Source organism: Arthrobacter sp. 9MFCol3.1 (assembly GCF_000620385.1).
Taxonomy (GTDB): domain Bacteria; phylum Actinomycetota; class Actinomycetes; order Actinomycetales; family Micrococcaceae; genus Arthrobacter.
On record NZ_JIBJ01000014.1, the window covers coordinates 76725 to 89272 of the forward strand.

Sequence of the window (12548 nt, forward strand, 5' to 3'; positions counted from 1 at the left end):
CGATTTCATTCAGTGCCCGATCCACTAGCACCACAACGGAGATCCACTTGTCAGAGCTCACCGACCCCGATGCTTCCGCGCCGTCCGGCCAGAACTCCACCCCGGGCTTCCGGCCCACTGCGGTTGCCGCAGTGCCGCTGGCAGCCATTGGGGCGGCAATCGGCGTCGCCGTTCCCGGGGTGTCCGGCTCCGTCCAGGTCACCGGGATCTCCCTGAACTCCCGGTCGGTCCGCCCGGGCGACCTGTACGTGGCCCTGCCGGGCGCCACACGGCATGGGGCCGACTTCGTGTCCCAGGCCGTCGGCGCCGGCGCCGTGGCGGTCCTGACAGACGACGCCGGGGCGCGCCTGCTGGCCCTGGGCCACGACATCGCCGTTCCGGTGCTGCTGGCCGACGAGCCGCGCAGCGTGGTCGGCCGGCTGTCCGCACTCATCTACCAGAGCAGGCCCGACGGGGCCGGGGCACCGGCCCTCTTCGGGGTGACAGGCACCAACGGCAAGACCACCACCACCTATTTCATCAATGCCCTGCTGCGGGCGCTGGGCAAGCGGACCGGGCTGATCGGGACGATTGAGATCCTGGCCGGCGGGGAGCCGATCCCGAGCCTGCTGACCACTCCCGAATCCACGGATGTGCACGCCCTGCTGGCGCTCATGCGCGAACGCGGGCTCGATGCCGCCTCCATGGAGGTTTCCTCGCACGCCGTGTCTTTCCACCGCGTCGACGCGGTGGTGTTCGATGTCGCCGGCTTCACGAACCTCACCCAGGACCACCTGGACCTGCACGGGACCATGGAGGAGTACTTCCAGACCAAAGCCCGGCTGTTCACGCCGGAACGCGCCCGCGCCGCCGTGGTCACCATCGACGATGACTGGGGCCGGAAGCTCGCGGCCGCCGCCGAAATCCCGGTCACCACCCTGGCCACGGCCGGGACCGGCGGCGCCGTGCCGGCGGACGCCGACGGCACCGCCGACCGGACCGCGGACTGGACTGTCATCCGGACCGTTCCGCGGGGCCTCGGCTCCGACTTCGTCCTCCGGCACCGCGACGGCGCCGAGCTGCGCGTCCACACCGGCCTGCCGGGCGGCTTCAACGTCGCCAACGCCGCACTGGCCACCGTGATGGTCCTCGCCGGCGGCCACGAGCCGGCCGCCGTGCAGGCCGCCCTCGACGCCGCCGACCCTTTCACCGTGGCCGTGCCCGGCCGGATGCAGCTCGTGTCCACCGCCCCGGCCGCCGTGGTGGACTTCGCGCACAATCCCGACGCCCTGGCCCGTGCCCTCGAAGCCGTCCGGTCCCCGGAACCCGGATCCAAGGTGATCATCGTTTTCGGCGCCACCGGACAGCGGGACCAGGGCAAACGCCCCGCCATGGGGGCCATCGCAGCCCGGCTGGCGGACACCGTGATTGTCAGCGACGACGATCCCCACGACGAGGACGCGGCCGCCATCCGCGCGGACGTCCTTGCCGGGGCCCTGGCGGCCAAGGACGACGAAGGCCTGGACTGCACGGTCCTGGAGGTCTTCCCGCGCGACGCCGCCATCCTGAAGGCCGTAGAGCTCGCCGGGGCCGGGGACACCATCCTCGTGGCCGGGCGCGGGCACGAGGTGTGGCAGGAAGTCAAGGGAGTCAACCTGGCACTGGATGACCGGGTGGAGCTTCGGAACGCCTTGACAGCACGGGGATTCACCGTTCTCGAAGACCACCGGATAGAGTCCTAAACCGAGATGATTGCATTTACAGCGGCGGAAATCGCCGACATAACCAACGGCCGGCTCGCCGCGGAACCGGGAATTACCCCCGCCTCCGTGGTGACCGACTCCCGCGAGGCCACGGCGGGTTCCCTCTATGTGGCCAAACCGGGGGAGAACGCCGACGGACACGACTTCGTCGGCGCCGCCTTTGACCGGGGCGCCGTGTTGGCGCTCGTGGAGCGCGAAGTGGCCGACGCCGCCGGCACGGGCTATCCCGCCGTCGTCGTTGAGGACGCCGTCCTGGCCATGGGCGCACTGGCGGCCGAAGCCGTTCGCCGGATCCGGGCCAGCCGCGCCGCGGCCGGCGCCGCGTTCACCGTGGTCGGCATCACCGGCTCCGCCGGCAAGACCACCACGAAGGACCTGCTCGCCGGGATCTTCACGGCCGCCGGCGCCGACGGCGCCACAGTTGCGCCGCAAGGGTCCTACAACGGCGAGATCGGCGTGCCGCTCACAGTCTTCAAAGCCGACTTCGACACCCGCTACCTCGTCATCGAGATGGGCGCCACGGGCATCGGCCACATCCAATACCTCGCGGACATGGTCCGGCCGGAGATTGGCGTCGTCCTCGGCGTCGGCTCCGCCCACGCCGGGGAGTTCGGCGGCGTCGACAACATCGCGGTCGCCAAGGGCGAACTCGTGGAGGCGCTCCCGGCCGGGGGCACCGCCGTGCTGAACCTGGACGACTCCCGCGTCGCCGCGATGGCCACCCGGTCCCGGGCCCGCGTGCTCGGCTTCACCTCACGCGCGGCCGGCACAGACCAGGACAACACCATCCAGACCGGCGTGGCCCAGGCCGATGTGGTGAGGGCCGCGGATGTGGAACTGAACGCCGACGGGCACCCGGAATTTGAGCTTTACCTCCCCGCCGACGTCACGGCACAGCAGGAAGCAACCCGGCACCACGTCGCCGCCAAGCTGATCGGCGCCCATCACATGGCCAACCTCCTCGCGGCTGCGGCCGCGGCGCACGCGGCAGGCATCCCCGGCGCGCAGATCGCGGCTTCGCTCAGCGCCCAGACCGCCGCCAGCCGCTGGCGGATGGAGCGCACGGAGCGTCCCGACGGCGTGACCGTCATCAACGACGCCTACAACGCCAACCCGGAGTCCATGCGGGCAGCACTGCGGACGCTGGCCGAGCTGGGCCAGGGCCGCCGCACCTGGGCGGTTCTGGGCGCCATGCTGGAACTGGGCCCGGATTCCATCCGCGAGCACATGGCAGTCGGCACCCAGGTGGTGCGGCTGAACATCTCCCGGCTCGTCGTGGTGGGCCGGGAGGCGCGGTCGCTGTATGTCTCAGCCGTCAACGAGGGCTCCTGGGGCGACGAATGCGTTTTCGCCGAGACTGCGGACGAGGCCTACGACCTTCTCCAAGCCGAGCTCCAGCCCGGCGACCTGGTCCTGTTCAAGTCATCGAACGGCATCGGGCTGCGCCACTTGGGGGATCGGATAGCATTACCCCCACGTGCCACCCAAGACTCTCCCGAGCGACCTGCTGAGGGAACTGCCGCAACCGCCAACGAAGGGAGTGCACAGCTGTGATTGCACTGCTGATGGGCGCCGGAATGGCGCTGCTCCTCGCGTTTGTGGGCACCCCGTTGTTCATACGCTTCCTGGTCCGCAAGGGCTACGGCCAATTCATCCGGGACGACGGACCCACTTCCCACCACACCAAGCGGGGCACGCCCACGATGGGCGGCACCGTTGTGGTCGTGGCGGTCCTGGTCAGCTACGGGCTCACGCACCTGATCATGTGGATGATGAACCCGCACTCACCGGGGCCAAGCGCCTCCGGGCTGCTCCTGCTCTTCCTCATGGTGGGCATGGGGCTGGTCGGGTTCCTGGATGACTTCATCAAGATCTCCAAGCAGCGCAGCCTGGGCCTGGACGCCAAGGCCAAGCTGATCCTCCAGGGCGCGGTTGGCATCATCTTTGCCGTGCTGGCGCTGAACTTCCCGAATGCCGCGGGCCTGACCCCCGCTTCCACCCAGATCTCGCTGGTGCGCGATATTCCGTGGCTCAACCTCGCGTTCGCCGGAACCGTGCTCGGCGCCATTTTGTTTGTGCTGTGGTCCAACCTGATCGTCACGGCCGCGACCAACGGCGTGAACCTCACCGACGGCCTCGACGGCCTGGCCGCCGGCGCTTCCGTCATGGTGTTCGGGGCCTACACGCTCATGGGCATCTGGCAAAGCAACCAGGCCTGCGGATCCCCGCGGCAGGCAGGCAGCGGCTGCTACTCGGTCCGCGACCCCCTGGACCTGGCCCTGCTGGCCGCCATCCTGAGCGCGGCGATGGTCGGGTTCCTGTGGTGGAACACCTCGCCCGCGAAGATCTTCATGGGCGACACCGGCTCCCTTGCCATCGGCGGCGCCGTCGCCGCCTTCGCCATCCTGTCCCGCACCGAACTGCTGCTGGCCTTCATCGGCGGGCTCTTCGTCCTCATCACGCTCTCGGTCATCATCCAGGTGGGCTACTTCAAACTCACCAAGGGCAAACGGTTCTTCAAGATGGCACCGCTGCAGCACCACTTCGAGCTCAAGGGCTGGGCCGAAGTCACGGTGGTGGTCCGGTTCTGGATCCTGTCCGGGTTGTTTGTCGCCGCCGGCCTGGGCATCTTCTACGCCGAATGGGTGGTGCTGCTGTGACCGGCCCCATCCCCGCCCCGCTCACCACCTCGCCCCTGCTGCAGGGACTCACCACCTGGGATTCCGACTGGTCCGGCCTGCGCGTCGTGGTCACCGGCATCGGCGTCTCCGGCTTCGCCGCCGCCGATACCCTCATTGAACTCGGCGCCCGCGTGGTGGTGGTGGATGCCGCCACCAGCGCCAAGGCGCTGGCCCAGGCCGACACACTCAAGATCGTCGGCGCGGTGGACGTCCTGCTGGGCGAGGAAGCGGTGGAGTCCGTCCCGAAGATCGACGGGCAGAAGCCGGACCTGGTGGTCACGTCCCCGGGCTGGCGCCCGGACCAGGCCCTGCTCGCCGCCGCGGCGCGGGCGCACATCCCGGTGTGGGGCGACGTCGAGCTCGCCTGGCGGCTCCGCGAACGCGAGGGCCGCAAGACCGCCGACTGGCTGGCCATTACCGGCACCAACGGCAAGACCACCACGGTGGGCCTGACCGAGTCCATGCTCCAGGCCGCCGGGCTGAAGGCGATCGCCGTAGGCAACGTCGGCACCCCGATCCTGGACGCCCTGCGCGACCCCGTGGACTACGACGCCTTCGCGGTGGAACTGTCCAGTTTCCAGCTGCACTGGAGCCACTCGGTGTCACCGGTGGCCAGCGTGTGCCTCAACGTCGCTGAAGACCACGTGGACTGGCACGGCTCCTACGCCTCCTACCTGGCCGACAAGGCCAAGGTCTACGCGAACACGCAGAAGGCCTGCATCTACAACGCCGAGCAGATCGAAACCGAACGCATGGTCGAGGACGCGGACGTGGTGGAAGGCTGCCGGGCCGTGGGATTCACCACACTGACGCCGGCCATCAGCATGCTCGGCGTCGTGGAGGGGCTGCTGGTGGACCGGGCGTTCATCGCAGAACGCAAGGACAGCGCGGCCGAACTCGCCTCGATCACCGACCTGGGGCCGGTGGCTCCGCGCCACATGGTGGCCAACGCGCTGGCAGCCGCCGCCCTGGTCAGGGCCTACGGGGTGGAGCCATCGGCTGTGCGCCAGGGCCTGCTGAACTACCTCCCGGGAGACCACCGGATCCAGCTGGTGGCCCGGCATGAGGGTGTGCTCTGGATCAACGATTCCAAGGCCACCAACCCGCATGCCGCCGCCGCCTCGTTGTCCGCGTTCCAGAATGTGGTGTGGATCGCGGGAGGCTTGTCCAAGGGCGTGAATTACGACTCCCTGATCCAGGAACAGGGCAGCCGGCTCAAGGCCGTGGTCCTGATCGGCGCGGACTCCAGCGATCTGCAGGCCGCCCTGAAGCGACACGCGCCGGATGTCCCCGTGATCGGGCAGGGCAAGGGCGAGACTGAAGACGTGCAGACTGCCGGTACGGCCAAAGCCGACGCAGGCCCTTCGCCGATTTTCGGCGAGACTGTGATGGCCCAGGCCGTTGCCTCGGCGGCGCAGCTGGCCGCCTCCGGGGACACCGTGCTGCTGGCCCCGGCGGCTGCTTCCATGGACCAGTTCTCTTCCTATGCTCACCGTGGCGATGCCTTCATCGAAGCTGTCCGCGAGCTCGTGGAAGGGCAGGCTCAGACCAGCGAGGAGTAACAATGGTCAGCACGCCCACACGTACGACGGCGGCACGACCCGCCGCCGGCGGGGCCACCAGCGGCACCAAGACGCCTTCGGCGGCCCCGTCAACGGCCGGCAGGCCCGCCGTCACGCCCGCGGCCCGGGTGCGTGCCTGGAACCGCGGATTCTGGTCCGCACTGGAAGGCACCGGCAAGTCCCGCAACGGATCCACGTACTACCTGATCCTTGGCTCCACCCTGGCCCTGACGGCCATCGGCATCATGATGGTCCTCTCAGCCTCCAGCGTGGAAGCGATCGCCGCGGGGGAGTCGCCGTACTCCGCCGCCCTCAAACAGGGCGGATTCGCCGCGATTGGCGTCTTCGCGATGTTTGTCCTCTCACGCGTGAACGTCGTCTGGCTCAGGCGCTTCGCCTGGCCGCTCATATTCCTGGCCATCGCCCTGCTGGGCCTGGTCCTTCTCGTGGGACGCAGCGCCCTGGGCAACCAGAACTGGATCGACGTCGGACCGTTCACCTTCCAGCCCTCCGAAGCCGCCAAGCTTGCCCTTGCGCTCTGGATGGCCACGGTGCTTGACCGCAAAGCCAAGCTCCTCCACGAATGGCGCCACGCGCTCATTCCGGTCGTGCTCCCGGGCGCCATTGCGGTCCTGGGCCTCATCCTGGCCGGGAACGACCTCGGGACGGCCATGATTGTGATGATCATCGTGGCCGCCGCGCTGTTCTTCGCCGGCGTGCGGCTTTACCTTTTCGGCTTCGCCGGGGCGGTCCTGGCCCTTGGCGCGACGATCCTCGCCGTTACGAGCCCGAACCGGATGTGCCGCATCCTGTCCTGGACGGGCCAGACCTGCGCCGACGGCTCCGACCTGAACTACCAGTCCACCAACGGCCTGTACGGGCTCGCGTCCGGCGGCTGGTTCGGCGTCGGACTGGGCCAGAGCCGGCAGAAGTACAGCTGGATCCCGGAAGCGCACAACGACTTCATTTTCGCGATCATCGGCGAGGAACTCGGACTGGTCGGCACGCTCGTCGTCCTGGTCCTGTTCGCCATCCTCGGCACCGCCATCTACCGGGTGGTCGTCGCCCAGCACGATGTCTTCCACCGCGTCCTGGCCGGCACGATCATGGTCTGGCTGCTGGGCCAGGCCAGCGTCAACATGGCCGTGGTCACCGGGCTCGCACCCGTGATCGGTGTCCCGCTGCCCTTCATCTCGTACGGCGGCTCCGCCCTGCTGATGTCGCTGTGTGCCATCGGCGTCGTCCTGTCCCTGGCCCGGGCCCAGATGGAACCCGGCATGCAGCCGAAGAAGATGCTCAAGTTCGGCCCGGCCGCCTTCGCCAATTCCGTGCGCAGGGCCCGCGCTGCCCGGGCCGCAAAGACTGCCGCCAGCCGGTCCGCCGCCAGCACCGCCTCCAGCCGATCCGCCGCCCGCACCGCAGCCCGTCCCAAGGCCCCCGTGGGCAAGGCCCCCGCAGGCAAGAACCCCGCCAAGCCTCCCGCAACCAAGAACCCCGCCAAGAACCCTGCCGCCAAGAACCGTACGAAAGCGTAAACAGCCCTTCATGAACACCGAGTCGCCCTTGTCCGTGGTCCTTGCCGGCGGCGGAACCGCCGGCCATATCAGCCCGCTGCTGGCAATCGCCGGTGCCCTCCGGCAGTCCCGCCCCGGAGTGCAGCTCCTGGCTGTCGGGACCCCCGGGGGAATGGAAGCGCGGCTCGTCCCGGCGGCCGGCCTGGACCTCGCCACCATCAGCCGTGTCCCGCTCCCGCGCAAGCCTTCCGCGGACCTGCTGCGGCTGCCGGGCCGGATGGCCGGTGCGGTGAAGCAGGCGGGCTCCATCCTGGATGAGGCAGCCGCCGACGTCCTGGTGGGGGTCGGCGGCTACGTGTGCACGCCGATGTACCTCGCGGCCCGGCGCCGGAGAATCCCGATCGTGGTCCACGAGGCCAACACCCGTCCCGGCCTGGCAAACCGCGTCGGCGCAGCCCTCGGCGCCCACGTGGCAGTGGCCTTCGCCGCGACCAAGCTGGGCCGCGCCGCCCGGCACGTCGGCATGCCCATGCGCCCCGAAATTTCCGGCCTTGACCGCGCGGCTGCCCGGGCCGGTGCGCGGCAGGCGCTCGGCCTGGACGCGGACCGGCCGACGCTGATCGTCACGGGCGGCTCCTCGGGCGCCCAGAGCATCAACCGGTCCCTCGCCGCGGCCGTGGGAGCCCTCGCCGACGCCGGAGTTCAGACCCTGCACATCACCGGTCGCGGCAAGTCCGTCCACGACGCCGAGGGCAAGCCGCTCGCCGCGCCGGGCTATCGGCAGGTGGAGTACGTGGACGGCATGGAAACCGTCTACGCCGCGGCGGACCTGCTGCTGGCCCGCGCCGGAGCCGCCACGGTCTGCGAGGTGGCCGCCGTGGGCGTGCCCGCCGTCTTCGTCCCCCTGCCCATCGGCAACGGCGAGCAGGCGCTGAACGCCGCGGGCCTTGTCGCCGCAGGAGGCGCGTTGATCGTCGATGACAAGGCCTTCTCCGCAGACTGGATCAGCGGGACCATCATTCCCCTGCTGCAGGACACGGAGAGGCTGGCCCGGATGGCCGCCAGCTCCGAGCAGCTCGGGATCCGCAACGCGGACCGGCGCATGGCCGATCTCATCCTCGAAGTCGCGTCCTCGAACGAGCACAGCGGAAACCGACACCGTCGGAAACAGCAGGGCACGAACCAGCACGGCAGGAAGCAGTAGAGCAATGACCCAGCCCCAACACGGCACGCGTGCCCTGGAATCCCTCGGCCGCGTTCACTTCATCGGCATCGGCGGCGTCGGCATGTCCGCCGTTGCCCGCATCATGGTGGCCCGCGGCATCCCGGTGAGCGGCTCCGACGCCAAGTCGCTGCCCGTCATGGCGGACCTCGCCGCCGCCGGGGCGCGGATCGCCGTGGGCTACGCTCCCGGCAACCTGGGAGACGCCCAGACGGTGGTCGCCGGCTCTGCGATCCGGCCCGACAATCCCGAGCTCGCAGCGGCCCGTGCCGCCGGACTCCCAGTGCTGCACCGCTCCGAGGCGCTGGCCGCCACGATGGCCGATGACACCGTGGTGGCAGTCGCCGGAACGCACGGCAAGTCCACCACGACCTCCATGATCACGGTGCTGCTGCAGGGCGCCGGACTGGACCCCTCGTTCGCGATCGGCGCCAACGTCCCGGCGCTCGGGGTCAACGCGGCGCACGGCACGGCGGGGATCTTCGTCGCCGAGGCCGACGAGTCGGACGGCTCCTTCCTGAACTACCGCCCCACGATCGCCGTGGTGACCAACGTCGAGCCGGACCACCTGGACTTCTACGGCACCGCCGAGGCCGTCTATGCCTCCTTTGACAGCTTCACGGCCCTGCTCCCGGCCGACGGCGTCCTGGTGGCGTGCGCGGACGACCCCGGAGCCAGGGCACTGGCCGAGCGCACCCTGGCCCGCGGCAACACCCGCGTGGTCCTGTACGGAACCGCCGACGACGCCGCCATCCGGCTGCACGACGCGGGAGTCGGCCGGATGGGGATCTCGACGACGGCGGGCACGTTCGGCGTCGATCTCCAGGTTCCGGGCCGGCACAACGCGCTCAACGCTGCCGCAGCCTTCGCCGTGGCGATTGAACTCGGCGTCGCGCCGGACACCGCTGCGGCGGCACTGGCCCACTTCTCCGGAGCCTCGCGCCGTTTCGAGTTCAAGGGGGAGGGCCGCGGCGTCCGCGTCTACGACGACTATGCCCACCACCCCACGGAAGTCCGGGCCGCGCTGTCCGCGGGGCGGGCGGTCGCCGGGGAGCACAAGGTGCACGTGCTCTTCCAGCCGCACCTGTTTTCCCGGACCCGCGAATTTGCCCGCGAGTTCGCCGAAGCCCTCAACGCGGCGGACACGGCCCTGGTCCTGGACATCTATCCTGCCCGCGAGGATCCCATTCCAGGCGTCACCAGCGGGCTGATCGCCGAGCACCTGGGTTCAGGCGGCCGCCTTGTCGGACCCGGCGGGGAGGCTGTGCAGGCACTGCTGGCGGCCGCCGGACCGGGGGACATCGTGCTGACCGCCGGCGCCGGTGACGTCACGGCCTACGGGCCGCTGGTTGTCGAGGCCCTGACGGCCGAGGCCGCCGGTGCCTAGCGCCAGGCGCCCCACCTACCGCGGGGGATCCGGCACCGGCGGAACCGGCGCCGGCACTAATGCTGGAACCGGCTCCCGGCCACCGTCCGGCGGACCGGGCACGGATGTCATTTCGGCGTCCAAGACCGCCGCGGAGACCGCCGGCGGCCCGGCCCGCAATCCGCAGAACCTGCAGGGCACACCGGACAACGGGCCCGGCAAGGTCCTCTCCTTCCCCGAGCCCAAGGGCAAGCGCCGCCGGCGGATCCTGCTCAGCACCATCGGGATCGTGGCCGTGCTGATGGCCGGCATCGTCGCGGCCGCCGTCTACTCGCCCGTGCTGGCCCTGCGGACGGTCACGGTGGACGGCACAAAAATGCTGCACCCGGACCAGGTTCAGGCCGCCCTCGCGCCCCTTCAGGGCAAACCGCTGCCGCAGATCAGCGAGGAGGAGGTCACGGCCCTGCTCAAGCCGCTGGTCCAGGTCAAGGGCGTCACCGCGAAGGCGCTGCCGCCCGCCACGTTGCAGGTGCACGTCACCGAGCGCATTCCCGTGGCCCTGGTCAAGCAGGGCAAAACGTTCCAGCTGGTGGACGTCGACGGTGTCCAGCTCAGCACCACCGCCGACGCCGCGTCGGTAGCGCTTCCGGTGATCGACGGCGGCAGCGGAACCCTGCCGAAGGACCTGTTCCAGGCCATCACGGCGGTGCTTGGGGCCCTGCCGGCCGATGTGCTGGCCCGGCTCTCCAACGCCTCTGCCGCCTCTGCCGACGCCGTCGAACTCAAACTCGTCGACGGGCAGACAATCGTCTGGGGCAACGCGGGGGAGAAGGAGCTGAAGGCACGGGTTCTGTCTGCCCTCCTGAAGGTCCCGGCCGACCCCAAAAATCCGGTGAAGGTCTACGATGTCAGCGTGCCCCGGCACCCGGTCACGCGGTAGCCGGCAATCGGATCCTCCGCGGGCCGGATGTCCAGCGGACGTCCAGCTGCCCGCGGGACTACTTACGGGGGCTATTTGCCCGGTATTCGCGCGACACGCCCCGGCCGGTTATTGAATGTCCCCTGCATAGGAAATACCGTCACAGACATGAGTTACTTGACATAACTATAACCTTCAAGTCGAAGGTTAAGGTTCAAAGCTTCAAGCAGGACTCGATCAGTTTTCGCATTAGTACACGAACAAGGGACACGTAACGTGGCAGCTCCGCAGAATTACTTGGCCGTCATCAAGGTCGTCGGCATCGGCGGCGGTGGCGTGAACGCAGTCAACCGCATGATCGAGGTCGGTCTTCGCGGCGTCGAATTCATCGCCATCAACACCGATGCCCAGGCATTGTTGATGAGCGATGCCGACGTCAAGCTCGACGTCGGGCGTGAGCTGACCCGTGGACTCGGTGCTGGCGCGAACCCTGAAGTTGGCCGGCAGGCCGCGGAGGACCACGCTGATGAAATCGAAGAGGTCATCCGTGGCGCGGACATGGTCTTCGTCACCGCCGGCGAAGGCGGCGGAACCGGCACCGGCGGCGCGCCCGTCGTCGCCCGGATCGCCCGGTCCCTGGGCGCCCTGACCATCGGCGTCGTGACGCGCCCCTTCACGTTCGAAGGCCGCCGCCGGGCCGGCTCCGCCGAGGCCGGCATTGACGCCCTGCGCGATGAAGTCGACACCCTGATCGTGATCCCGAACGACCGCCTGCTCTCCATCAGCGACCGCAACGTCTCGGTCCTGGACGCGTTCCGTTCCGCCGACCAGGTCCTGCTCTCCGGTGTCCAGGGCATCACGGACCTCATCACCACCCCCGGCCTGATCAACCTCGACTTCGCCGACGTCAAGTCGGTCATGCAGGGTGCCGGTTCCGCGCTGATGGGCATCGGTTCCGCCCGCGGCGAAGACCGTGCCGTGAAGGCTGCGGAGCTGGCCATCGCCTCCCCGCTGCTGGAAGCATCGATCGACGGCGCGCACGGTGTGCTGCTGTCCATCCAGGGCGGCTCGGACCTTGGCCTCTTCGAAATCAACGAGGCCGCCCGCCTGGTCCAGGAAGTCGCCCACCCGGAGGCGAACATCATCTTCGGCGCCGTGATCGACGACGCCCTTGGCGATGAGGCACGCGTCACCGTCATCGCCGCCGGCTTCGACGACGTCAAGGCCACGTCGCCGTCCATGGACCAGTCCCTGCCGGCCGCGCCGCAGCGGCCCACGTCCGCCGCCCCCGCCCCGGCGCAGGCGCCTGCCTCCGCCCCGGTCCAGCCGCTGCACGCCACTGTCGGCGCTTCCGGCTACGGCGGCTGGGGCCAGCAGCGTCCCTCTGCCGTGCCGGCCGATTCGGGCTTCGACGTCGACCTTCCGGCCGTCGTGGAGCCGGACCTGTCCGGCCGGCACTCCGATGACCTGGATGTCCCGGACTTCCTCAAGTAAATAGCTCGTAACTAGCTCGGCTTCAGCATGGCACCGCCGTCCGGCGGT

Annotated in this window: 9 protein-coding genes; all 9 read left to right on the top strand. The window is 69.5% G+C overall.

The window, feature by feature from the left end:
* Window positions 1–47: 47 nt before the first annotated feature.
* The gene (locus C560_RS0114850; RefSeq protein ID WP_026538800.1) at window positions 48–1721 is read left to right on the top strand and encodes a UDP-N-acetylmuramoyl-L-alanyl-D-glutamate--2,6-diaminopimelate ligase; all 1674 of its coding nucleotides are present in this window, start codon (window positions 48–50) and stop codon (window positions 1719–1721) included.
* 6 nt (window positions 1722–1727) lie between these two features.
* The gene (locus C560_RS0114855; protein WP_026538801.1) at window positions 1728–3296 is read left to right on the top strand and encodes a UDP-N-acetylmuramoyl-tripeptide--D-alanyl-D-alanine ligase; all 1569 of its coding nucleotides are present in this window, start codon (window positions 1728–1730) and stop codon (window positions 3294–3296) included.
* Window positions 3293–4402 carry a phospho-N-acetylmuramoyl-pentapeptide-transferase gene (gene mraY / locus C560_RS0114860; protein WP_018772343.1) on the top strand — a complete coding sequence of 370 codons (1110 nt, stop codon included), beginning with the start codon at window positions 3293–3295 and terminating at the stop codon, window positions 4400–4402. Before C560_RS0114855 ends, mraY begins: the two co-directional genes overlap by 4 nt.
* Window positions 4384–5985, top strand: coding sequence for a UDP-N-acetylmuramoyl-L-alanine--D-glutamate ligase (gene murD / locus C560_RS0114865; RefSeq protein WP_051533205.1), 1602 nt, complete (start codon window positions 4384–4386; stop codon window positions 5983–5985). Before mraY ends, murD begins: the two co-directional genes overlap by 19 nt.
* A gap of 2 nt (window positions 5986–5987) precedes the next feature.
* On the top strand, window positions 5988–7520 hold the full coding sequence (gene ftsW / locus C560_RS0114870; protein WP_026538803.1) for a putative lipid II flippase FtsW: 1533 nt from the start codon (window positions 5988–5990) through the stop codon (window positions 7518–7520).
* Between the two features lie 10 nt (window positions 7521–7530).
* Complete coding sequence (murG, locus tag C560_RS0114875; RefSeq protein ID WP_026538804.1) at window positions 7531–8703, top strand: undecaprenyldiphospho-muramoylpentapeptide beta-N-acetylglucosaminyltransferase; 1173 nt, start codon at window positions 7531–7533, stop codon at window positions 8701–8703.
* Between the two features lie 4 nt (window positions 8704–8707).
* A complete protein-coding gene (gene murC / locus C560_RS0114880) occupies window positions 8708–10108 on the top strand; it encodes a UDP-N-acetylmuramate--L-alanine ligase (RefSeq protein ID WP_026538805.1) in 1401 nt (466 codons plus the stop codon).
* Complete coding sequence (locus C560_RS0114885; protein ID WP_026538806.1) at window positions 10101–11027, top strand: cell division protein FtsQ/DivIB; 927 nt, start codon at window positions 10101–10103, stop codon at window positions 11025–11027. Before murC ends, C560_RS0114885 begins: the two co-directional genes overlap by 8 nt.
* 255 nt (window positions 11028–11282) lie before the next feature.
* On the top strand, window positions 11283–12500 hold the full coding sequence (gene ftsZ, locus C560_RS0114890; protein ID WP_026266241.1) for a cell division protein FtsZ: 1218 nt from the start codon (window positions 11283–11285) through the stop codon (window positions 12498–12500).
* Window positions 12501–12548: the final 48 nt, after the last annotated feature.